We start from the raw sequence: 24,789 nt of genomic DNA on the forward strand, positions 1-24,789 counted from the left end.
ACTAGTAGTAGTAGTAGTATTTTTTTATTAAAATGATAAATAACCAAGTGGTTCACATGACATATACTAATATTACGATTTGGATAAGGGAGGAGACTCATTATGAATAGTGATTGTACTTCTGAAGAACAAAAGGAAACACTCACAGAACAAAAACTTGCTATTATTCAGCTAGGGCGTTTTGCAACATGGATTTTTATTATGGGGTCTTTTTTCTATCTTTATGGTTTTGATGAAGAAGAAAAATCGCTTTTCTCACCTACTACAGCAGAAGCAAATTTTCATCAAAAAACTGCATCTAATGTGATCGTAGAGGGAAGTAGTTTATTCTTAGTTGCTATTATTCTCTTAACCCTTATGACTTGGGAAAAGCTATAAATTTTAATGACTACCTCAAATTCAAACAATGAGATGATAGAGGGTGAAATGCCTGTTTTTAAATCTAATCTGATAAAAATTGTAGGTTTCTTAGGCGCAACAGTTGGTTATATTGATATCGCAGATGCAACTAATCATCTATCTGATTGAACTTTTTGCGAGGTATAAATTCCACTTTTCCCCGCAAATACATAACTAATGACACATGTAATAAAAAGGTATTTAAGATTACCTCCCCCGAATAATTCAAGCCCCATCGCAAAGGAAGCGAGGGGAGTTTTGGTTCCACCACAAAATACACCAATCATTCCAAGTCCCGCTACAAAGGACAGTGGCAAATTAAATAAGGGAGCTAAAAAGTTGCCAAATGTTGCTCCTACAACAAACAGCGGCGTCACTTCTCCACCTTGAAATCCGGTTGCAAGAGTAATAGATGTTAACAATAATTTAATCAAAAATGCATACCCCACAACTGGTGATTCAAATGCTTCTTTTAATAAAGGTAAACTTAATCCTAAATACATTCGATTTCGTATCATTAACATTAATCCAATGATGATTAATCCACCAACGAAACTTTTGACATAACTCTTTTTAAGTTTATCAGAAAATATCTTTTTTAAATAATGCGTTAACTCAGCAAATAATTTGCTCATTAATCCAAATAAGATTGAACACGCCATAACTTTATAAAATAAAAAAGGATTCTGTGATGATAAAGTTTCCATTTCGTAATGACTATGACTCACGTTAAATAGAGTTGAAACATAGGTTCCGATATAGCTCGATAACAAGCAAGGAATAATGGATTCATATCTCATTTTTCCAATGGTACTCACTTCAAGACCGAATATCGTTCCGGCTATTGGCGTTCCAAAGACAACACCAAATCCACTACTGACGCCGCTAATAATCAAAATAGTGGCATCTTCTTTGTTTAAATGAAGGAAATGACTAAGTTTTGAACAAATACTGGCACCAATTTGAACGCCTGTTCCTTCTCTTCCGGCAGATCCCCCAAATAAATGAGTCACAACGGTTCCTAAAAAAACAAGGGGGGCCATTCTAAAAGGAATCTCTCCCACTCCTTCGTTGATTCGTTCGATAATTAAATTATTCCCTTTAGCAGAATCCTTACCAAATTTTAAATCTAAATAACTAACGAAGGCTCCGCCAAATGGTAGTAAATAAAGAAGCCATGGTCGGTGTTCACGTAAGTTTGTAACATACTGTAAACTATTTAAGAAAAACGAAATAAAAATTCCAACAAGGGTGCCCGAAACAATAGCTAATAAGAACCATTTCAAAAAATGTCTTGCAACACTTGCAATGTCTTTAATGTACTCTTGTAATAAATCCATTTCATCACCTCTTGATATATGATTTCCAAAAAAACAAGAAAAAACTCCTCAGATAGGAGTTTTAAAAGTCTTCTGATAACAAATGATTTAGGAAATAATCTCGATTATTAATAAACATCTCAGTGATTTGATAAACTGATGTTTCGGTATAATCACAGGGTTCAATGGTTCCATGATCAAATGATAAAATACTTGCTTCTGGAATAGCCAAAAGAATGGGTGAATGCGTTGCAATAATAAATTGAGCACCACGTTTTGCTAGACGATGTATTTCAATTAATAAGGTGAGTTGGCGTTGAGGAGAAAGTGCGGCTTCTGGTTCATCTAAAATGTAAATTCCATCTGCAGATAATGCCCCCTGTAGAAGGGAAAGAAAACTTTCACCATGTGATTGTTCATGAAATGACTTTCCACCATATCTATCATAGTAAATTTCGATTGGATCATTCCCACGATATTCTTCAGCCTGACTGGCCACATTATAAAAACTTTCAGCTCTAAGAAAATAACTATTTTTCGGACGTTTAATGCCTCGAGTAAAAGAAATAGCTTTATGTAATTCAGAATGTGATTCATACGTAGAGAAGTTATAATTTCGTGTTCCACCTTCTGCACTAAATCCATAGGCAACAGCAATCGCTTCGATTAAAGTCGATTTTCCTGAACCATTCTCTCCTACAAAAAATGTAATGTTGTGATTGAAGGATAGCTGATTAAGTTGATTTAATGCTTTGATATGTCTAACATAACTGTCTTCACCGATCTGACTCCAGTCAATCTTAATATGATTAATAAATCGCTCTTTCATCTTAACATCCACATCCTCGTTTACTTATCTACTGTCATTATAACAAAAAAATCCCTCAAACGATTGGTCTGAGGGATTTAAAAAGGATTTTATCACGATAGTCACTAATAGGGGTCTTATGTTAGGTTAAGTTTTAAAAAAGTTATTTCTATTCAAGTCCTCTAACTTGAATTTCATAAATACGTACAGCTGAATCTGAGTTTTGTGTTGGTTTGATGGCACTAACTCTTACATATTGAGCCTCAACAGCTTTGAAGGTATCAACGGTTGTCGCCGCAGAATTTCTTGTGATATTCACCACTTCTTCAAAGTTTTCTCCATCTTGACTCACTTCAATTGTATAAGCTTTGGTGTTCATTCCATCACTTTCTCCACCCGCTTCGGCATGAGCCATGTACACTTCACTGATTGTCTTTAATTCTCCAAGATCAATCACAATCCAGTGTGGCGCAGTCCCTGTTGCACACCATTTCGTATCAAGTAATCCATCAACCGCAAATTGAGGCGCCTCATTGTTATTTACAAATCCTGACGCTTCTGTCGCTTTTCCTTCTGATAAATTCACAAGTTCTGTTGCAGCATTAGAAACGGTAATAATTTCTTCTTTTGTGACACTGACTTCTCCTGATTTATTTTTAGCAGTTAATGTAACAGTATAGACACCTTCTTCTGCAAAATTGATCGTCGGTGTTACATCTGTACTACTTTCAATATTAGCACCTTTAAATTCCCATACAAATTCTTCAGCATTTTGAGATGAAAGATTTGTAAACGTCACATCATCCCCTGGTGCAACTAATGTTCTTGAAACACTGAACTCAGCTTTTGGCATACTGTTATCAGGCCATTCCATTGTTGCTTTTGCACTTGTTCCTTGCTCTCCTAAGTTATTAACTGCTACAACTTCAAAGTTCGTTTGATTTGACTCACCCTCGCGTGGAAGTGCGTTATAGAAGAATGCAGTTGTTGCAGACGTTCCTAAGAATGATTTTGTTCCATCTTGGTTAATTTGATAAATTTCATAATGTCCATTTGAATCAGCATTTCCTTCCCAAGATAACTTAACTCCAGCATACATTGCATCTTCATCAAATAAATAATCTTCAACTTTTAAATTGCTAGCTGTTGCATTTGTTGCATCAGACTCTCTTGCAATCGTCATATTACCGATGCTTAGTCTTAATCCGCTCACTTCTTCTTTTGAAGAGATAGCATATGAAATATTTTTAATAGCTTTTCCTGATAACTTAGACACATCATAAGATAATGTTGTCCACTCATCCACTGATACTTTTTCTTTAGATTTTAACGTTTCAGTTGTTCCATCATGGAAATCTAACACCAAATCAAAATCAACATTTTCAGATGACTTAATCGCTGTTGTAAATGACACCTTATCTTCAAGTGTTAAATCGGCACTAAATAATTTAATTGTAGATTTTTTTCCTGCTTCCATATTTCCAAGGAGTTTGATTGAGTTTCCACCATAAAAGGCATTTGCGTAATCAATATCGGCACTTAAAGTATTCGCCCCTTCGTTTTCAATCATCCAGCGGTAAGTAGGTAAAACATCTGCCATACTACGGTTATTCCAATCTGTTTCAGACACTTTTTCACCATCAATGAAGAAATTATACCCATGTCCTAAATTGAAGTTCGTCATAAATGGTAACGAATTAACAACGCTTTTCTCAACAATATATGTTGAAACTCCTCGCCATTCACGATCAGTTGCACTTGTTGAAACTGACGGATCTCCATTTTCATTTACCCATAAACGATTTTCTTTGGCATGGAAATCATCAATTGAACTAGCAGAAGCATATGTCCAACTTGGGCAATATAAACCTAAAGATGTATTTCCTGCCTCAAATAATTCCCAGCGAATTGGTGTATTAACTCCATTGGCTTGAACATCAATTCCGGCATAAATAACATTTGGATTAATTCCTAACTCTTGTGCTTTTTGTGTTGAAGCTTCAAGTAAATTTTCTGGTGCTAATGTGTCTGTTGTCCACCAGAAGTTTAAGAACATACTATCGGCAATCATTTCTTGGTTATCACCAACTAAGAAGAATTCATTTTCTTCAGTTAAAGCATTTTGCCAATCCATTTCCCCCTCTTTAGTCATTGAATCATACCACATGATTTCAAGACTATCCCCTGCTTTTGCTTTAAATTCAACAATTAACTCTTTCATTAACTGTGCATGTTCAGGTGTCAGAGGTGTTTCTTCGTTTCCTTCTGTTTCTTGATTGATAAACCATCCATCAAATCCATAAGACTGTGCGACTTCGATTAATTTATCAACAATCGGGAAGCTTCCATTTTCATCTTTTGTTAAGAATTCATCTAACCAAGCCATTTTTCCACCATGTGCTTCCATTGGGAAAAAGACTGTTCCAAGAACCGGAACTCCATTTTTATGAGCAGCATTTGTAACATCAGCCGTTGGAGGAACAATTAACCCCTCACCTGAAGATCCTCCCCAATAAACCATCTTGTCAACATATTGCCAATATGAGAAGACATTTGAAGAAATTTTATTACTTCCTTGAGATGGATTTCCACTTGTACTATTATTCATAATAGAAATCGCAACAACTTCACGCTCTTTGTCTTGCGTTGCGTTAACTGTCTCTAATCTATCTTTACTTACACGGTCTGCTAAGGCGACTGTACTTCTATTATATTCAAAATGCTTATCACTACTTGGCGTCCATTCTAATAATTCAGCTGGGAACCAATGAGGAGCCGTTGCTAAGTTATTCATAATTAATTCTGTGTTTGCAACTTCTGGACTAATGGTATAAATACTTTGAGGTTTTATTTCATGAACTTCCTCAGTTGTACTTTGTCCTTGCTCAACTGAAGCACATCCTACTAGTGCAGTCCCAACCGTAAATGTTAAAAAGACAGGCATTAAAACTTTTGATCCAGTTAGATTTTTCTTTGAAGACTTTTTAATTCTTTTATAACGTGTCATAATGTATTCCCCTTCAAGTATAAATTTAAAAGTTAAAACAAAACATTAAGTTGATTAATCTTTCCTTAATTTAATGCTTGATACTCTACAAGTGCTAAAGCAATTGCACCGACAACGCCAGCTTTTCCACCTAATTGTGCTTTTTCAATTTTACAGTTTTCACGAATAGGTGCAAGGCATCTTGCATTCATTTCTTCATTAATTTTTTCAAAAACGATTGGCCCTCCGTTTGTAACCCCACCGCCAATCACAATTTTATCCGGATCAAAAATATTAGCGCAGTTAGCAACTGCAATTCCTAAATACGATAAAGTTTCAGAAAGAATTTGATTAGCAACTGCATCACCATTTGTTGCTTCAGTGAAAACTTCTTTAGCTGTCACGGTTTCATACTTACTTAACGTTGTTTCCATTCCTGAACTAACACTATCCCTAGCCATTTTTTCAATATAAATTCCTGAACTCATCGATTCGACACATCCACGATTTCCACACCCACATGCTCTACCATTACGATCAACTGTCGAATGTCCAACTTCAAGTGCATTAGATGTACTTCCTCTGTACAGTTTTCCATTTAAAATAGCTCCGCCACCAACACCGGTACTTGCTGTAATATAAACCATATTTTCGCATCCTTTACCAGCTCCGAAAATATATTCACCAAGAGTTGCAGCATTCGCATCATTATCTAAAAAAGTAGGTATTTGAAATTCATTTTTAATCGCTTCAACGACATTAAAATTTCTAATTGGTAAATTAGGAGGTGAAACAATTAATCCATTTTTCACATCTAGTGGACCTGGAGATCCAATTCCAATCGCCTTAATTCTATCTAAATTAATACCTGTTGAAACTTTTTTAATCGAACTAATCATTTTCTCAATAATTTGTTCCGGTCCTTTACTTGCTTCAGTCGGAACAACTTCTTCATTTAAGATTTCCCCGCGTTCATTAGCGATAGCCGTATAAATTTTAGTTCCACCTAAATCGACACCAATATATAGTGGCTCCATATAATCCCCTCACAAATCACATTTTATTTACTTTCTAAGTTATTCGATTGATGTTCACTTATAAAATTAGCTAATGCTCCTATTAGGTTTGCATCTCCTTTATGGGTACAAGCCCCTAAGACAGGTTTAACTTTAGCAATTTCAATTTTTTCTAATAAATAATCGATTTTTTCATTAATCTTTTCGATGAAATCTTCTCGTTGTGAAATAGCTCCACCGATTAAAATAATTTCTGGATCATAAAAGTACTGCATATTAAAAATTCCTTTAGCCAAGTTTAAATAAAATCGGTCTAAAATAGTTTGACAAAATTCATTTCCCTTAGTGGCTTCTTCAAATACTTTAATTCCATCATAGCTATCATCTTGAAAATGGGCTCTGGCTTTTCTAACAAAAGACATTGTTGAAGCAACATTACTGAAATTATAAAACTCTCCATCTCTTTCTTCCATTAACATATAGCCAAATTCTCCACCATGAAGGTTTTTTCCATGATGAATTTTTCCATCATGAATAATAGCTCCACCAAGTCCTGTCCCACAAACTAAAAATAAAACATCACTAAATGATTGACCTGAGCCATTAAACACTTCGGCAAGTGCTGCACAATTCGCATCATTTTCTATACTGATTGGTAAGTTTGTCGCTTCCCCCATAATTTTTTTCCAATTATGACCATGAATGCATGGGATGGCACTTGAACCATTTACCATGCCAGTCTTGGAATCAACAGCGCCTGGTGAACTAATACTAACTCCCGTAACCTTATACTGTTGTTTAGCTTCTTCAACAAAGCTTACTAAACTATTAATCAAACCATTAAAGTCATGATTTACTTCTAGAGAAGTTTTTTCTACTATCTTCCCCTGTAAGTCTAAAACACCAACTTTGATTGCTGTCCCTCCGATATCTATACAAGCTATCACGACATGCTCCTCCTCGACACATTTTGCATGAACTACTTTTTAAAAAGGAGATATTCTCATATCTCCTTTTTATTTTTTAATCCTTACTTAGAAGCTTTCCATTCATCAATTTGTCGTTGCATTTCTTCAATGATTTTATCTAAACCTTGTTGTTTTAATTTAGTATTTAATTTTTCTAAATACTCATCTACATCCACTGATCCACTGTAGATAGTCGCTTTAAACTCTTCTAAAACGTTGTTAACAGCCGCAATTTCTGTTGAAACTGATTTTGAATTGAATTTGAATCCAAGTGCTGGTGATGATTTTGCAGCATCATTGAAATCTTGGAATTCATCCCATTTAGTTTCAGGTTCGTTTTCTGTTACATAAGTAATAAATAAGTTTCCTAAAGAGAAGTAAGGAACGTCATATCCTTTTTTATTAATTAATTTGATTTGATTATCTCCAATTTTTTCATAGTGAACACCTTCAAGACCATAGTTAATCATATTACGGATTGTTGGGTCAGTATTTAATAAGTTTAAGAACTCAATTGCTTTTTCTTTATTTTTTGAGTTAGCAGAAACAGCAACCATTGATCCAGTTGTTGAACCATTTGTAATCCAAGTGTTAGTAATAGGTGTAGAAACAACTCGGTAACCTAAGCTTTCACTCCAGATTTCATCTGCATATGGTTGACCATCCGCTTTTGTTACAAGACGTTTGATTGATTTATCATCTTGAGCTGTTGCAGCATCAGCGTTGATATATCCAGCTTGATAGTATCTTCTTAATGTTTCTAAATCACGTTTCATTTCATCTGTTTCAAACATGTTCATGACTTTTAATTCACCATTGTCATCTAAAGAAATTCCAACAGGATCTACTAATTGATCGAAGAATACTGTATATGAGAATCCTTTTGTGATGTATAAAGGTACAACATCAGGTTCATTTTCTTTAATCACTTTTAACCATGGTTCTAAATCTTCTAACGCATGAATTTCATCGACTGGAATATCATACTTATCAACATACTCCTGAGTGAACACCCACATCGGTGCTACTCCTAATTCTTTTTGAGTTGGAACAGCATAAGTTTTTCCATCTACTTTAGCTCCATCCCAGAATCGTTGGTCGATCGCTTCTTTCATATCTTTTCCTATTGTATCTAAATAAGGATCTAAGTCTAAAAAGGCACCTTTACGAGCATTTCCCAAATAATCTCCTGCCCATGAACATGTGAAGGCTAAGTCAAAATCTTCACCAGAGTTCACGATGACAGACATTTTTTGACTGTAATCATTGAAATCAATGAATGTCATATCTAGATTTACCCCGATTTTTTCTCCTAAATATTCATTCGCTTTTTCAATAACTTGAGCGTAATCTTTTGGTTCCCCTCCAATAGTGTAATACTTTAATGTGGTGATTTTTTCACCATTAGATGAAGTTGAAGATGATGATGATGTTGAGTTTCCACTACATCCAGCTAATAATGCAGTAGCAGCCATCATGCAGGTTGTAAATGAAATAAGTTTTTTAAATTTCATAAATTACTATTCCTCCCCGAACAATATTTAGTAACGCTTACAATTTAATTTTAGTATATATCGCTTTCATTTCATAGTGTAGATTTTCCACATTTACTTAAATAAATCTCACTATTGAAATACAGATTTCATACTTTTAGGGTACCGTTTACACAAACGGATAAAATACTCTATATTCTTCGCAAAAATTTACATAGATATTTAATCACTTCACTAATACGGATTAATTCACTTTCTTTATTTCTTTCCCTCCAAATAATCTGATACTCATAAAACCATCGCTCTATTTTTAGTGCCAAATTGTTAGCTTCACTCACAGGATCAGCATCCTCACGATTAAATTCATGTCTTAACAAATACAAAGAAAAATCATTTAATAGCTCAATGCCTTGAGCTGAAATTAAAAATTCTCTAAAATCTAACTGATTTTCTGATTTGATTTTCGGTAAATAAGTATTAATTTTTCGATAAATTTCTTGAGCCTTTAGAACATCTTCTCTAATTTGTTGTGGATTAAAACGAGTATACTCCTCAATGATAATATCTCGCATTGGAGTATTAAATTTCTCTTTCCACTTCACAATCTCATACCATGTCATCTGCTGACACTCAGATAAATCCGCTAATAATGAAACAATACGACACGATTGATCTCGGTACTCTAATAAAGAAATAGCTTTAAAATGCTCGTCTTTACTTCTTTCATCTAATGGATTCCAGCTAGTGGCAGCTGCATAAATCATCAATGGCATCGAGTTTGCAAACAAATTAAGATGTCCATAATCTCCCCAATCTGTTGTTAAGACCCCCTCGGCTTCATATTTAACCGCATAAGTTACCATTCTTCTAATGTTCTCATATCCTTTGTTCATTAAATTCATTAAATGGTTCCATCCCGCTACACCAGGGCAGACATACTGTGGCATCCCACTTTTTGCAATTTTTTTCGTATCTGTTTCTTCCACTAAATAATCATAATTCCAATTCAAACAAGTTGGGTGTGACTCAATTTTAGATAGTAAATGCTCATACCTTAAAACCACATCTCCCCAAAATAAAACATCTTTATCGTGATTTTTAGCAATTTGAATAATCTTGTTTAAAAACTCAACATAAAGTTCACCATCATTCAATGTATTTAATAAATGATGACTCTTTCCCTTCCCTAAATCAAAGGTTTCATCACAGCCAATATTAAACTTCTTCGAACTAAACAGCGGTAAAACATCCGCCATCATCTTTTCAACAAGCTCTAAACTAGCCTCATTACTCACATCAAGCGTATGATGTGCCATACGATCATAAAACGAAAACTCAGACTCATCATCTAGCTCACATAAATGCTTGTAACTCTCACTTCGCAATACCTCATACAAATGCCCAAATAACGCAAATGATGGCACCAATTCCACATGTCGCTTTTGACAATAATCATCTAACAAAAGAATTTCCTCAGCCGTTAACGGATCTTTATCATACCAAATCTCACTAAACCCGGTGAAGGCAAAACTATGCTCAATATAAAGCTGAAGCTGATTTATTTTATAGTGGGCCAGTTTATCAACCAATGACTTTAACGTTTCTAAAATCGGAACCTTCCCTCGCGTCACATCGTGATAAAAACCACGGTTTCTAAAATAAGGGCAGTCCTTAATTTCAACACCTGATAATTCTACACCCTCATTCTTAATGATTTGGAGCAACGTTTGAGTCCCATAAAATAACCCTTTTGATGTCGTTGCCTTAATCTCAATATAAGTTTCTTCAATAATTAAATCATATGCTTCTTCCTCTAATTCATCTACTTTAATGAATCGAATGGATGGCGTACTATAATTTCTTTCAAAACATTTTGTCACGCTCAAACGAAACCCGATTAACTCATGAAGTTGTTGCTGTAATAATAAAGCTGACTCTAAATCCTGACTATTACACTGACTCGATAAAATGATTTCAGTATTCGTCCCTAAAAAGAACTTCGTTGCTTCCTTTTTCACATAACTTCTTGGCATTGGTTGTAAATACAAATGACTCATCCCCTTTTATAAAATTGAAATCTGATCCACAAATAAGAATGTTGGCCCCTCACCTGGCAAAATGCTCCACGGTGGACACACTCTTTGATTTTTAGCAAAAACTCTAATATACCTGTAATTCATTGCTTTTTGAACCTGAATATTTGTGACGGCAATCTCTTTTCTTTCAATCGATTCATCACAATTAATCATCTCGATTATCTCAAAGTTTATCCCATCAAGTGACCCCCCGACTAAAACATCTTTGGGATAATAAATCCAGGCACGAGTATCTTGTAAAAAGCCTACTGTTATTTGATTAAACTGTGTTGCCTTTTCTAAATCTACCACAACATCTAAATCATCATGATAGCCAAGCCATGCACCGTCTCGATAATCCTTTGTTCCTTTTTTACCATCAATTAACATCTCTACTCCATTTGGATTATATTTCTTTATCTCCACCGGTAATGTTTGTCCTTTAATCTTTTTAATCGGTTGAGACTGGAAATAGCCCGCATCTTCTTCCACACTTTCCTTCATTCCATCAACAAAGATTTTAGCCCTAATCTGCCCTTCCTGTGTTAAAACAATCGGTTTTTGATAAAGTAAGGACTGTTTGGTTGGAAGTGTCCCATCTAACGTATAATAAATTTGACCTTCATTATTAGGATTTTTAATCCTAAAAACTTCCGATTCATAAATTCCTGTTAATGATACTTTAGGATCAATGACCGGTTTGAATGCTCGTTTCATAAAATGATTTTGTTTATTTCGAGGCGTATAATCCTCAATCATATTTGAATTTAAAAAAGCTTGCGATACTAAAGACTGCTGTTCACTAAATCTCATTTCTAACCCTTCATTTTCTGAGGCAATGGCTAAATCAAAGTCAGCTAAATTTAAAATTTCACCTTGATCTACAAACAAAGAATAATCAAATTGTTCATGTGTGAAATTGAAAACATTGTTTTTAATCCCTTTTAAAACTGGACAATATTTCATGGCTAATAAAATTCTTGAATGTTCAAACGCCTGATTCGTTTTAATCTGAAGCTTATTTTCTTCACACGTAATCAAGACGCTTATGCCATTATTTAATAGCCAGGTGATTCGGTAATCACAATCATTTAATTTCTCGAAACGAATTGGATTCCCTTCAAGTTCCGTTAGTAATCCTTGAGACTTGAGCTCAAAGAACTGAATTTTTGCTCGAACGTCATCTGTACTAAATTGATGCCCATCCACAACAGGTAGCGTATCAAAAATACTTTCTTCTTCCGTTAAGACGTCTTCATAATAGCGTGAGCGATAGTTTTCATTGAAGAGATGTAAATCTCGAATAATTAAGCTGCCATTTTCAAAAAGGAAACTTAATCGATAAAAACGACTATTATACCAAAGGGTTTTTAAATTCTCTTCGGTATTCCAATCTTTTGTGGCCGCATAGGTTGTGACCGGTGTTAGCTGATATTTTCGTTTATACCAAGCGGCGCTTTCAGCTAACGTTTGAATTCTTAACTGATAAGGTTCTTCAATTTCAGCTAGATGTTTCATTTGAAGCTCATATCCTTTTGACATCGTATCCCATAAAAACGTATTTTCTTGTCCTGTTTGAACATATGAAAATCCAATCGTACTTTCCATCACTTGCCTTTGAAAAAACCACTCCACCCAATCTCTATTTTGAGCAATGGTAGCAGCAGGCTCGAGTGTATAAACACCACAGACTGATTTTCTGATTCCATCTTCAAAGGCATAAATCGGATCAGCGCCTAACAATCTGAATATTGGTAAATCTAACTGATGCTCCTTCGTTTGAGCTGGCATGAATTCATTAAATAAACTTGGATAATAGGCCTGGTTATAATATCCTCCTGATAACGTAAAACCATCAGTCCCAATTTGATCGCGACAAATCGCTGCCCCTTCAATCTGATACTTGTCTTTAAAATGTTTTAACGTGACAATATCTATTACCCAAGATCCAACTGTTTTCGGATAATAACCAAAGATAGATTTAAAATCTTCCATGTAAACATCAACCATTTTAATACGTTCTTCTTTTGTATAGGCTAATGAATAGCCTTTATTCACATGGTCATCAACTGGTGTTTCACCTTTCCATTTAACCGAAGCTTTACTGGCTAGTGATTCATCGATTTCCCACCAGCAGGCGATTTCATCAAACTCATCTAAGTTATCTTTTAAGAGCGCCACATAGTTTTCATCCATCAATGCATCATACTTTAACGCATAAGTGGCCGAAAAGCCATAACGTTTCGTTTCTTCAATCTCATACAAAACAGTTTCAAGCTCCTCTTTCACAAACTGGCCTGATGGATAAACTGTTTTTCGAATAAAATTATAAATATTAACAATGGCTACATGCTCCATACAAACTGATTCCCCTCAATTCTCATGATTTTAAAAATAGAAGTATTTCTTACTTGAAATACTTCTATTTTTTAATGTCATTATGATAAATGTGCGAGTGTTAAAATTTCTTTTTTATGTAACTTCATTTCACTTGTAGTTTTTTCTAAGTGTTCTTCTTCTAATAAATCCGTTTTGTATAAGGTATCCTCAGTTTCTAATTTTAGCATCGCTTCTTCATTCGAAACGTTATACCATCTTGTAATGAGTTCATTATTTGAAGTTGAAACCTTTAAAGCAGATGGAACAACCTCTAAGTATTCTCCTTTTAAAAACTGATAGGTTGATGATAATGCCCCCTCTTGTACTGGAAGGCCTGCGCTTAGCCAATCTACTTGATATTGGTAAGCCTCTGTATAAGATTGATAACGTGACTTAGCATCTCCATGAAGAATAATTGCAAATTCTACTTCATGCTCTCCTAAACATTGAGCATCTGGTGTTAAAAATACTCCCCAGTCACCTAATTCACGAACACCACGATGTAATGTCACAGCAATCGTATTAGATTGTTGACCTAACACTTCATATTCATTAAGTCCCTTATTTGCAATCGTCACTCCGGCTGTTTCATCGTGAACATTAATAAAGGCTTGTTGATGTTGAGCATTGCATGGATTCTCCCATACAGCATGTGGGAATGTTTCACGTTTTGCAACCTCAAAAATTGAGTCTGCATAGTGATATGGTGTGTCAATATTCGTTTCAAATAAGACGCGTAATCGATGATCAAGGGCTTGATTATTGAATTTAGTCACAGCTTTAATCACACGATTTTGACGTTCAATTGTGTATAACGTTTCGATTTCAAATGGAATCAGTTCTTCTCCTCGTGAGGCTTTACGGTATTTGAATTCAACTAAGTCTTGAATTTCTTGATCTAAAATTTCATTTGCTTTTGATGGAATCATTAACGTGTGACTAACTTTTACTACCGTACGATAAGATTGATCTTCAACTACTTCAATATTTGCCACACTCTCGCGTGTTGTAATTGGCGTATCATCTTTTGGCATGAAGTGAATGTATTCATTTCCAATATCTCCACAATCTTCAAATATTCCGAAGTTATCATATGTTTTTTCTGTTGCTTTATCGAAAATACGTAATGATCCATTTTCATTAAAGTGAACCGTCATAAATGGTGTTTCAACTGTTAAATTCTCTTGGATTAAAGAAGATTCTCCTTCTTTTACTTCTTTTGTCTCTACAAGTGCGAAACTTTCATATCCAAATGCCGGAATTTCTTGAACTTCTAAGGTCACTTTGACACGTTTTGCAATGTATGGTTGGCGGAAACGATCTTTTGGTAAGTCGTAATTAAAAGCATTCGGTAAAACTTCAATGGTAGCTGGAATTTTATTTCCATGCACATCGACCACTTCATACGTTGGAAGTTGGCGTTCATGCATTTGTTTGACTACTTCAACAACTGGTCCCTCGCTAAAATACATTTTAGCGACTTCAAGTTCTGTTTCAACAACGCCTGAACGATTCCATCCGCTTGTATTTGCAATGACAAATGGTTTAACCTCTTGATTTTCTTTTTTGAATGCCATTGTATTTATTTGGCTAACTAAATAATCCATGCTTTCATCGATGATATGTTTAGCAACCGACTGCACTTTTTCAAAACGAGTCACCATTTCACGATGTACCTCATCGACACTACATCCACAAATACTATCATGAGGATGATTTTCCATTAGCAATTTCCATGCGTATTTAAATAAATGATGTGGATATGGTTTTCCTTCTTTATGCGCAATCGTTGCTAACGGTTCAGCCATTTTTTCAAGCATCATTTGGCACTTAGCATTCATTTGTTTAATATAAATGCGAGCGGAAGCAGTATTAGCTAATGTATACCATCCATCCGTTTGTTGACTACGTAGCTCTCCTGTAATCGTCGTCATATCATCTGCTAATTTTTCATGAAGTGCCTCAATATATTCTTCAAAATTCGAATGCTTGAATTCTACATCTGGATAAAGTTCTTGAGCCGTTTTAATTGCCTGTGATAAATCCGTTTGAACCGGTTGATGGTCACATCCATTCATAAATAAAAGATGTGGGATACTTGCATATTTCGTTGCGTCTGCTAATTTTTTTTCCCAATATTTTTTAGCTTCTTCTTTATCAACCGGAACTTCAAGCCCATTACTGTACCAGTTCGCAAATAAAATAGCTAATACTTTTGAACCATCCTCTGATTCCCAATACATTTCCGAATAAGGTGATTCATAAGCATCATTATCACTGACCTCATTGTTAAATCCTGTTGGTTTAACACCTCGCCCAAAAACTGCTGTTTCAATTCCAGCCTTTTTTAAAATTTGTGGCGCTTGTCCCATATTTCCAAAAGAATCAGGGAAATATCCAACTTTACAAACTTCCCCATACTCGCGAGCTAAGTCATGCCCCATTTGTAAGTTACGAATATTTGCTTCACTACTTGTTAAAAACTCATCTTGAAGGATGAACCAAGGTCCGACATGAATACGTTTAGCTTCAATTAATTTTTTTAAACGTTCTTTATTTTCTGGTCGAACTTGTAAATAATCTTCAATCAGTAAGGTTTGTCCATCTAAATGGAAACTTTTATAGTCGGGATCCGTCTCTAATGTATTAATTAAAGTATCCATAAATTCAATTAATAACATGTGATGCTTTTCATATGGTAAATACCATTCACGATCCCAATGACTATGTGAAATAATATGCGCTGTTTTCATAACGTTCTCCTTTTTATTCAATCCCTATTTTGTTTTTACTTTATATCCACAATAATCTAAAACTAATTCGCAGAACATGGCATTTGCCCATGAGAACCATTCACGTGTATATTCATTTGGATTATCCACATTAAATCCTTCATGCATTAAACCTGTTCCACCATCCGTGCGCTTAATCACTTCCAATAATTCTTTTTTATAGGCTTGATCTTCACATGTAAGAGCCTGCATTGCTAATGAAATATGCCAAATATAATTAATCGGTGTATGTGGACTTCCAATTCCTTGTGCAGCTGTTCCCTTATAGAAGTAAGGATTCGCTTCACTTAAAATCATTCGACGTGTATTTTGATAGACCTCATCCTCTTCACTCACATAGCCGATATAAGGCATTGATAATAAACTTGGTAAATTCGCGTCATCCATTAAATTGTATTGTCCAAATCCATCCACTTCATAAGCATAAACTTTTCCAAACTTGTAATGTTCAATCGTTCCATACGTTTCAATTGCTTCACGAATTTCAACCGCTAAAGCTTTCGCTTCTGCTACTAATTTTTCATCATTTAAAATTTCAGTTGCAATTTCAACTAAGTAATTTAGAACAACAACCGCAAACATGTTAGATGGAATTAAATAACCATACATACACGCATCATCACTTGGTCTAAATCCTGACCATGTTAAACCAATGTTTGACTTAACTAATGCCCCTTTACCATCACGTGATAATGTATCTGTGTAGTAGCAATCTTTTCTAACAAAGCGATAAGGCGATTGATTTTCATGATCTTGCTCTGTACGCCAAACTTCAAGAATTTTATAAGCTGCTTCTTTGAATGTCTCATCAAAGTGAGAAGTTGTTCCAGTATTTTTCCATAATAGATACGCCATTTGTAGCGGGAAACATAATGAATCAATTTCGTATTTTGCTTCCCAAATCCATCCTGACATATCAGTTTCATCTTGTTCCCAACAATTCCCGTTATCAGCCTCATTAAAAGCGTTTGCATAAGGGTTTAATAAAATATACATCATTTGACGGCGAACTAATCCCTCAATTAATTTTGTAATTTCAGGATCTTCTTGCGCTAAAACATAATAAGGACGTAATTGACAAACTGAATCTCGTAACCACATGGCCGGAATATCTCCTGTAATAACGTACGTCGTTCCATCATCCATCTTTTTAACTGTCGTATCTAACGTATTCGTATAACAGTTTTTAAACATTTGAATTAACTGTTGATCATCCCCTAATTTCTCTTCCACCTGTTTAATTAGATTTTGCATTGATTGTGGTAATTGTTTTTCCATCCTACTCTTCCTTTCCTATATTTAAAGTTTTCATCTTTGCTAATAGCGAATTTCTATCACCTGAAATAGCCCCTCTCACATGAAAACTTTTATCTTTATCTTCTTTAATCTTCTAGTTAGACAATAACACCGCTATCATTTATTTTCAACTTGCTTTATTCTACATATAGTGTACAAAACATATATTAGTCTAAATAAGCTTTTTACACGTAGAAGACTTCTAATCCATCTTAATGATAAAAGGGATTAAATATAAATTTATGAATTATTTTTCTGTTTGTATGAGATTCCAATGTCTGAAATTTAAAACTGAATAAAAAATATTAAATGGCTGGATTACACAATAGACTAGTACGTAAAAATCCTTTCCTAACCATTTCATTTATCTATGAAGCATCATAAAAGTTAGAATATTAAAAATTAAAATCCTAGTGGCTAAGCAACTAGGATTTTAATTTATCATGCTATTTTAAACAGGGCGATTTAATGTATTTGACTTCTAACTATTCTTTTACTGCCCCTACTGTAAGTCCACTTACGAAATATTTTTGGAAGAATGGATACGCAAATACGATTGGTAATGTTGTGATTACAACAATGGCCATTTTTGCTGTATCTTTTGGTAAATTGTTAGCTACACTTACCCCATCCGTTCCAAGCATAGCAGCATTATTAGCTAAGAATTCCATTGTTCCCTCAATCTTAATTAATAAATATTGTAGCGGAACTAATGCACTTCTATCGATATAAAGCATCGCATTGAACCAGTCATTCCAAAATCCTAGTGTTAAGAATAATCCAATTGTTGCAATGGCTGGAAGTGATATTGGTAATACAATTCGTGTAAATACCGTAAGTTCTGAAGCCCCATCAATTTTAGCTGATTCAACAATAGCATCTGGAACTGTTGTTTTAAAGAACGTTCTTAAAATGATAATGTGGAATGAGCTAACACAAATAGGTAGGATTAATGCCCATAACGTATTTTTAATTCCAAGGAATCGTGTATTTACAAGGTATGAAGCTACCATCCCCCCTGAGAATAACATTGGGATGAAAATTAGTTTTGTAAAGAATTTTCGATAAGCGAAGTTCTTTCTTGATAAAGCATAAGCAAAACTTGTCATAATAACAAGACCAAGTAAAGTCCCGCTAATGGTAACTAAAATTGTAATTCCATATGCTTTAAATATTTGAGGCCCTGTTCCTCCAGCTCCAAAGATATATTTATAAGCATTTAAGCTCCACTCTTCTGGCCAGAATTTATATCCATTCATTTGAAGACTTTGTTCACTGGTAAAAGAGATGATGATAACAAATATAAATGGAATAATACACATTGCCGCAAGCGCCCCAAATAAAATATTTAGCGCAATATTAGCTGGTTTTGAAATTGAATTGAATTTATTTTTCTCCTCATCTTTTGCTAAAAAGATTCTTTTGAAAAATGATTTTTTTTCTTCAAGAACTACCTCTTCTTGTTGTTGAAATTTATTTTCTTTGATAATCTCCATCTTTAATACACCACCTTTTTAGAAGAATGCATTCTCTTCGTCTACTTTTCTAACAATAGCATTTGTTCCAAGAATTAAGATTAATCCAACAAATGACTGATATAAAGCTGCAGCTGAACTCATACCGATATTTCCTAAGTTTGTTAATCCACGATATACATACGTGTCGATAACGTTTGTAACAGGATATAACGCCCCTGAGTTTTTAGGTAATTGATAGAACAATCCAAAGTCTGATCTAAACATTCCACCTACTGCTGTAATGAACATGATAATCATAACTGGCTTTAATAATGGAATGGTAATGTATTTAACCTGTTGCCATTTTGAAGCTCCATCAATCATTGAGGCTTCGTATAATGATTTATCGATTCCACAAATTGAAGCTAAATAAACAACTGTTCCATATCCAATTCCTTTCCACTGACTCATAAAGATAATAATGAACGGCCAATATTTCGCCTCAGTGTACCAAGAGATTCCGTCTTGTCCAAATGATCTTAACATCGTATTTACTAATCCTTTTTCAGGACTTAAGAATGTGTATAAACAGTAACTTACGATAACCCATGATAAGAAATATGGTAAGAACATCGCACTCTGATAAAACTTAGATAATTTTTTATTTAGTAACTCTTTAAGTAAAATAGCTAACGTTACTGGAAGTACAATCCCTAAAACAATGAAAACTAAGTTATAAGCTACTGTATTTCTAGTAATAACCCATGCATCAGTACTTTTAAATAAGAACTCAAAATTCTTTAATCCTACAAATTCACTCTTAATTAAACTTTCAAAGAATCCACCATGAATTCTCCAATCTTTAAATGCTATTAAGATTCCGAACATAGGTAAGTAAGCAAACGCTATAAACCAAAGTGTTCCAGGTATTGTCAAGCCTAATAACTCCTTGTTATCTTTGAACTTTTTCCATCTAGAGTTTTTCTTTTTAACTTTTACTTCATCGGCCATACTCTATCCCCCTCCTATGTAAACGCTTATCTGGCTTGATTAAAATATACCATATATAGAATTTAGTTTAATAGATGAAAATTCTTAGGTTTAATGTACTAATTTTAGTTCGTAACAAATTTGATTAAAAAAAGCTAGAGATTTTAACAAAGCAAAAAATTGAATTCCTTGCCTCTAAAACCTCTAGCTTTATTTATTAATAGTTTTTCATTTCCCTTAACGTCGATGGTGAGACACCAAAGAACTTTTTAAACTTACGATAAAAATAACTTGAATCTGTATAGCCAACTTCCTTAGCAATATCATTAATTTTCATATTCGTTTCTAAAATGAGCTCCTTAGCTTTCATATTCTTCGTTTTATTCAAATAATCCGAGAATGAACATCCAACTTCCTTATTAAAAATTTGTCCTAAATAAGAGCTATTAATGTTATATTGATATGCCAATGTTTTTAAGCTTAGTTCTTCATAGTATCTCTCATTAATCGTATTCACGATTTGTTGCACAACAGGACTATACTTTATCGTATCCTGTGTCATCACTTCCATAAACTCGTCTAACTCACTTAAAATAAATGTCTTAATACTTTCTCGCGTATTCTCATGACATAACTCAATAATCGTATCACTCAAACTTTCTCGTGTGTATTTTTTATCCACCTTAAACTCTTCTTTAACCTTATCCATCAGCAAAACAACCTTAATTGAAAAATCATAAATATTCTTAGGCGTTAATTCTTTATTCTCAAAAACTTCATCAACGTAAACTTTTAACGCTGCGCTATTTTTTTCAATCATTAACTTATTGATTTGCTCGATTTCATCCCTAAACTTCACATCTTTATGTTTAATAACCGAAATCATCTTTTCGTTAACAACACGATTCATCCCTTCAGTCAACATATACTTCTTCAACTTTTTAGCCACCATATAACTTTTGCGTAAATCATCAATCATATTGACACTTGATCCTACTGAAATGAAAATATCATACTTTAGCTCAGTTTGCAGTAAATCTCTTAGTTCTCGATACTCCTCTAAGATTTCATCATCAGTCTTCTCTTTATCCCAGCTATTAATCACTATAATTTGCCCATCAAATTGATACAACACTTCACACTGACTTTTAAACACTGACTCAACAATCGGATTAATATTAATATATACCTCTTTATCCTTTTTACCATTAATGAAAATATTCGTGACCGTATATTTTTCTTTATAAAAATCAACATACATATCATCTTTTATTCCAATGACTTCTTTCACATCATACTTTCCATTTAAAAAGGCTAGTAACTTTCCTGTTTTATCTAACCCTCTATTAATAAATTCTTTCTCCTTCGCGATATTATCTACTAATTTTTTTAACGCTACTTCTAATTCTTCTTCATCAACTGGTTTTAAAAGATAATTTTCAACCCCATATTCAATTGCTTTTTTAGCATAGGCAAATTCATCATAACCACTTAAGAGAATGAATTTTACCTTCTTGCCCATCTCATTAATTTCTTGAACTAACTCTAAGCCTGTTTTAACTGGCATATTGATATCTGTTACAATAATATCGACTGGATTATCTTTAAACTTTCTAATCGCTTCTTCACCATTTTCAGCAGATTGAACGACTTCAAGCCCTAGTGCTTTCCAATCAATAATTGACATTAATCCTTCCGTAATAAAAATTTCATCATCAACTAACATAACTTTTTTCATACATTAGGCCCCCTTTTGCAAGGAATCATAATGACGACCCTTGCACCCTTACTATTATTATCTAATTGAACTCCATAACCTTCACCATATGCTCCAACGATTCGTGCATGAGCATTAATAATTCCTATGGATTGATTCGCTGTATTTCTGCATAATTCACCTGTCAGACTTTCATTGAGCTGTGTTAACTTCTCTGGTGGGATTCCTTTTCCATTATCATCAATGATAACTTTAATATTCTCAGATTCTTTACTGACATTAATCTCAATAAAATTATTAGTCTCTTCCAATTTAATTCCATGCATAAAATAATTTTCAATTAAGGGTTGTATCGCAAATTTGATCATTTCATTATCTAGTAATTCATCTGGACAATTAATCTTAAAATCAAATTTCTCACGATACCTAAACTTAAAGATTTCCATGTAACGAGTACAATACTCAAGTTCACTTTCTAAAGTGATAAAATTATGATCTTTAACCTGTTTTCTAAATAAAAAGGATAAATTATATAACATTTTCCCGACATCTTTATCCCCATTACAAACAGCCTTCATCCGAATACACTCTAGCGTATTATATAAAAAATGGGGATTAATCTGATTTTGGAGAGCAATCATCTCCGCTTTCTTTTGATTAATTTCAGCTAAATAACTTTTATTAATATAGCGATCGAGCTCACTACACATCTCATTAAAATTCTGTGAGATATAGCTAATTTCATCCATTTCATCTCCAATTGGAATTTTAACTTTAAGATTTCCTTCTTTAACTTCCTCCATCACCTCTAGGATAGCATCTGTCCTTCTTGTCAATTTTTCTAATTTCCACTTTAAAATGACTGCACTAACAAAGATTAAAAATAAATCAAGTAAAAGTATCGATGAATAAAAAATCTGTGGCGCTTCAATTAAGTTTTGCATTGAGATTGCCGTAATGACACTTAACTCATCAGAAAATTTAGTTTTAAATAAACTTTGATGATTTCCGGGAATTTTATATTCTTCTCCTTCTTTTAAGTCGCTCAAAGCTAATAAACTTTCCTTTGATGGCTCTTCTGACTTGTCTTCAGGGAGATAGGCCGTTTGATACTGTTCATCATAAATACAAAGATTATAATTAGCTCCATACTTCGCAACAATATTATTCACTTCAGATAAATCGTAAACCACAATTAATTTTCCTTCTTCTACTAATGTATCTGGATTATTAATTGAGTTCACGTGATACAGTTTATTTTCCGAGAAAAAAAGTTCCGGTAACTTCTGAATCACTGTCTCATAATTTTCTATTTTTTCAATATAAATCTGATTATCATGATTAAATGATCTAACTTCATTCAGTTTTTCACTTAAAAATATAATATTTTCTACCTTATTATTCGAAATAAATGCACTGGCCACAAACCTTTCAACACCATTATAGGTAAAATGATTACTGCCTGAGAAACTATCTAATTTATTTTTTAAATAATCATTCGAATGATTATTTAGAAAATAAATGATATCATTCGATAACATATAATCGTAATACATTGAACTGACAATGAATTTATTAGAGTTTTCAATCTCTTTGAGTAGTTCATTGGCGTTATATCCAAGCTGTTCCCCTAATGATATTCGGTTACTTTTACTTTCAGACACCACATAATTAATTAAATAAAGATCGAACCCCCCTATCAAACAAATGATAACTAATGAATAAGTTAAAAATAAGTTATTGTATAGCATCGATTTTTTAGCTAGCATATCTCCCCCTCCTTTATATGCTTTTAGCTATACCTAGTGGTACCCAATTTATATTTTAAAGATATTCTATCTATTTGTCATCCTTTTTTTGTATGCGCTATTTTTTCCATTATCTAAACATTCTATAATTTTTAAATCAAAAATATGAAAAATACACTATTAAATTCTACGATAAATGAGTATATTTTTCCTATGACAGTATTGAAAACGTTTGATTTTTTTTACAATACTGATTATGGTGATGATTAAAAGGGGGATTAACGATGTCAGAATACTTCAACTTTAATAAATTGTTTGATATTTGTAATTATATTTTTTCATTCCTTGTCTTGAACTTACTTTTTATGCTCTTAAATATACCTATTATTCTATTTTTCTTATTGGTTGGAATCAGCAAGATTTCCACTTATCTACCTTTATTTTTACTCTGCTTAATTCCAACAATGCCTGCATTTAACATTCTAGTTTACTGTATGCGTAAACTATTAAAAAATAAAGGATTTAATCTCCTATCTGATTTTAAAAAAGGGTTCTTGCTTAACTTTAAACAAAGTTTACTCATTTGGTTTGTTGAGTTAATTTTTATCTTTGCTTTATACTCAAATATTGTTTTCTTCAAGTCAGCTTATAATAATACCATTGTTAGTTGCTTATTCTTAGGACTCTTAATTATCCTATTATTAATGACACCGTTTATTTCATTACTCATTAGTCTATTTTCAAATAATGCATTAAATATTTTAAGAAATGCACTCATTCTTATTTTTAAAAAACCACTACTCGCCATAACCAATATTCTAATTTTCCTTGCTGCGCTAGTTTTATTTGAAATCAGCCCTGCTGTGACTTTCTTATTTATTACTAGTTTACTTGCTTTCTTATTTGTCTTTTCAAATCGATTCCTAATAGAAGAATTAGAAACCATCTCTAACAACTAAATTTAAAAAAAGCCTTGATTCTCATTTCTAATCAAGGCTTTTTTGGATTCTCTAATAAAAATGGGACTGAAAGCTAATCATTTTCAGTCCCATTTTTTTAACATGTTTTAATTAATTCTAAGTTACCTTCAATTGTATATTTAATTCCTTTTGGTAAATAGACTGTTTCTTCTGGATTTAATATAATCGTTTGATCATCAGTTTTCATTACACCGCATCCTTTAGTTGCTGTATAAGTATAAAAATCACCACATACTTCATCAGAATATTGTCCATCAACAATAATTTTTTCAACATTGAAATATGGAGTTTCTAACTTAGTGAAGTTTTCGATTTTACCACCATTTGTTTCTGGGTTATAATCGATGACTTCTAATGCTTTTTCGA

17 protein-coding genes are annotated in these 24,789 nt (G+C 33.4%); 2 read left to right on the forward strand and 15 right to left on the reverse strand.

The features are described 5' to 3' along the window. The first annotated feature begins 102 nt into the window (after window positions 1–102). Entirely contained in the window at window positions 103–378 is a 276-nt protein-coding gene (locus HMPREF9402_RS01465) for a hypothetical protein (protein ID WP_006783993.1), read from the forward strand. Between the two features lie 134 nt (window positions 379–512). On the opposite strand, the gene HMPREF9402_RS01470 is transcribed toward HMPREF9402_RS01465, so the two are convergent. The 14 genes from HMPREF9402_RS01470 to HMPREF9402_RS01535 all read right to left on the reverse strand — a co-directional run bounded on the left by HMPREF9402_RS01470 (window position 513) and on the right by HMPREF9402_RS01535 (window position 23,464). Further along, window positions 513–1,739 (reverse strand): voltage-gated chloride channel family protein, encoded by a 1,227-nt coding sequence (locus HMPREF9402_RS01470; protein WP_009606253.1) that lies wholly within the window; start codon window positions 1,737–1,739, stop codon window positions 513–515. Window positions 1,740–1,800: 61 nt separating this feature from the next. Further along, the gene (locus tag HMPREF9402_RS01475) at window positions 1,801–2,547 is read right to left on the reverse strand and encodes an AAA family ATPase (RefSeq protein ID WP_006783991.1); all 747 of its coding nucleotides are present in this window, start codon (window positions 2,545–2,547) and stop codon (window positions 1,801–1,803) included. Between the two features lie 148 nt (window positions 2,548–2,695). Then, window positions 2,696–5,533, reverse strand: a complete 2,838-nt coding sequence (locus HMPREF9402_RS01480; RefSeq protein WP_006783990.1) for an endo-beta-N-acetylglucosaminidase — start codon at window positions 5,531–5,533, stop codon at window positions 2,696–2,698. Between the two features lie 65 nt (window positions 5,534–5,598). Beyond that, complete coding sequence (locus HMPREF9402_RS01485) at window positions 5,599–6,549, reverse strand: ROK family protein (RefSeq protein ID WP_006783989.1); 951 nt, start codon at window positions 6,547–6,549, stop codon at window positions 5,599–5,601. Window positions 6,550–6,572: 23 nt separating this feature from the next. Beyond that, window positions 6,573–7,475, reverse strand: a complete 903-nt coding sequence (locus tag HMPREF9402_RS01490; RefSeq protein WP_009606254.1) for an ROK family protein — start codon at window positions 7,473–7,475, stop codon at window positions 6,573–6,575. An 83-nt stretch (window positions 7,476–7,558) separates the two neighbouring features. Next, window positions 7,559–9,010 (reverse strand): ABC transporter substrate-binding protein, encoded by a 1,452-nt coding sequence (locus HMPREF9402_RS01495; protein ID WP_006783987.1) that lies wholly within the window; start codon window positions 9,008–9,010, stop codon window positions 7,559–7,561. A 170-nt stretch (window positions 9,011–9,180) separates the two neighbouring features. Further along, complete coding sequence (locus HMPREF9402_RS01500; RefSeq protein WP_009606252.1) at window positions 9,181–11,037, reverse strand: beta-N-acetylhexosaminidase; 1,857 nt, start codon at window positions 11,035–11,037, stop codon at window positions 9,181–9,183. Window positions 11,038–11,052: 15 nt separating this feature from the next. Continuing rightward, window positions 11,053–13,422, reverse strand: a complete 2,370-nt coding sequence (locus HMPREF9402_RS01505; protein WP_009606256.1) for a chitobiase/beta-hexosaminidase C-terminal domain-containing protein — start codon at window positions 13,420–13,422, stop codon at window positions 11,053–11,055. An 80-nt stretch (window positions 13,423–13,502) separates the two neighbouring features. Next, window positions 13,503–16,196 (reverse strand): alpha-mannosidase, encoded by a 2,694-nt coding sequence (locus HMPREF9402_RS01510; RefSeq protein WP_009606250.1) that lies wholly within the window; start codon window positions 16,194–16,196, stop codon window positions 13,503–13,505. A 24-nt stretch (window positions 16,197–16,220) separates the two neighbouring features. Next, window positions 16,221–17,513: a glycoside hydrolase family 125 protein gene (locus HMPREF9402_RS01515; protein WP_009606257.1), complete on the reverse strand. Its 1,293-nt coding sequence runs from the start codon at window positions 17,511–17,513 to the stop codon at window positions 16,221–16,223. A gap of 503 nt (window positions 17,514–18,016) precedes the next feature. Next, a complete protein-coding gene (locus HMPREF9402_RS01520; RefSeq protein WP_006783982.1) occupies window positions 18,017–19,027 on the reverse strand; it encodes a carbohydrate ABC transporter permease in 1,011 nt (336 codons plus the stop codon). A gap of 18 nt (window positions 19,028–19,045) precedes the next feature. Then, window positions 19,046–19,999: an ABC transporter permease gene (locus HMPREF9402_RS01525; RefSeq protein WP_006783981.1), complete on the reverse strand. Its 954-nt coding sequence runs from the start codon at window positions 19,997–19,999 to the stop codon at window positions 19,046–19,048. Window positions 20,000–20,195: 196 nt separating this feature from the next. Further along, window positions 20,196–21,716, reverse strand: a complete 1,521-nt coding sequence (locus tag HMPREF9402_RS01530; protein WP_006783980.1) for a response regulator transcription factor — start codon at window positions 21,714–21,716, stop codon at window positions 20,196–20,198. Beyond that, the gene (locus HMPREF9402_RS01535) at window positions 21,713–23,464 is read right to left on the reverse strand and encodes a sensor histidine kinase (RefSeq protein ID WP_009606251.1); all 1,752 of its coding nucleotides are present in this window, start codon (window positions 23,462–23,464) and stop codon (window positions 21,713–21,715) included. Before HMPREF9402_RS01535 ends, HMPREF9402_RS01530 begins: the two co-directional genes overlap by 4 nt. 263 nt (window positions 23,465–23,727) lie before the next feature. On the opposite strand from HMPREF9402_RS01535, the gene HMPREF9402_RS01540 reads away from it, so the two are divergent. After that, a complete protein-coding gene (locus HMPREF9402_RS01540; RefSeq protein ID WP_006783978.1) occupies window positions 23,728–24,402 on the forward strand; it encodes a DUF624 domain-containing protein in 675 nt (224 codons plus the stop codon). A 97-nt stretch (window positions 24,403–24,499) separates the two neighbouring features. Here the strand turns inward: HMPREF9402_RS01540 and HMPREF9402_RS14425 are convergent. Beyond that, window positions 24,500–24,789 (reverse strand): hypothetical protein (locus HMPREF9402_RS14425; RefSeq protein WP_009606255.1); only part of this gene is annotated, 290 nt, incomplete at its 5' end.

The organism is Turicibacter sp. HGF1 (assembly GCF_000191865.1).
Classification (GTDB): Bacteria; Bacillota_I; Bacilli_A; order MOL361; family Turicibacteraceae; genus Turicibacter; species Turicibacter sanguinis.

Coding starts and splice junctions, on each gene's coding strand:
- HMPREF9402_RS01465 (WP_006783993.1), top strand. CDS start 103: ATGAATAGTGATTGTACTTCTGAAGAACAAAAGGAAACACTCACAGAA.
- HMPREF9402_RS01470 (WP_009606253.1), bottom strand. CDS start 1,739: ATGGATTTATTACAAGAGTACATTAAAGACATTGCAAGTGTTGCAAGA.
- HMPREF9402_RS01475 (WP_006783991.1), bottom strand. CDS start 2,547: ATGAAAGAGCGATTTATTAATCATATTAAGATTGACTGGAGTCAGATC.
- HMPREF9402_RS01480 (WP_006783990.1), bottom strand. CDS start 5,533: ATGACACGTTATAAAAGAATTAAAAAGTCTTCAAAGAAAAATCTAACT.
- HMPREF9402_RS01485 (WP_006783989.1), bottom strand. CDS start 6,549: ATGGAGCCACTATATATTGGTGTCGATTTAGGTGGAACTAAAATTTAT.
- HMPREF9402_RS01495 (WP_006783987.1), bottom strand. CDS start 9,010: ATGAAATTTAAAAAACTTATTTCATTTACAACCTGCATGATGGCTGCT.
- HMPREF9402_RS01505 (WP_009606256.1), bottom strand. CDS start 13,422: ATGGAGCATGTAGCCATTGTTAATATTTATAATTTTATTCGAAAAACA.
- HMPREF9402_RS01510 (WP_009606250.1), bottom strand. CDS start 16,196: ATGAAAACAGCGCATATTATTTCACATAGTCATTGGGATCGTGAATGG.
- HMPREF9402_RS01515 (WP_009606257.1), bottom strand. CDS start 17,513: ATGGAAAAACAATTACCACAATCAATGCAAAATCTAATTAAACAGGTG.
- HMPREF9402_RS01520 (WP_006783982.1), bottom strand. CDS start 19,027: ATGGAGATTATCAAAGAAAATAAATTTCAACAACAAGAAGAGGTAGTT.
- HMPREF9402_RS01525 (WP_006783981.1), bottom strand. CDS start 19,999: ATGGCCGATGAAGTAAAAGTTAAAAAGAAAAACTCTAGATGGAAAAAG.
- HMPREF9402_RS01530 (WP_006783980.1), bottom strand. CDS start 21,716: ATGAAAAAAGTTATGTTAGTTGATGATGAAATTTTTATTACGGAAGGA.
- HMPREF9402_RS01535 (WP_009606251.1), bottom strand. CDS start 23,464: ATGCTAGCTAAAAAATCGATGCTATACAATAACTTATTTTTAACTTAT.
- HMPREF9402_RS01540 (WP_006783978.1), top strand. CDS start 23,728: ATGTCAGAATACTTCAACTTTAATAAATTGTTTGATATTTGTAATTAT.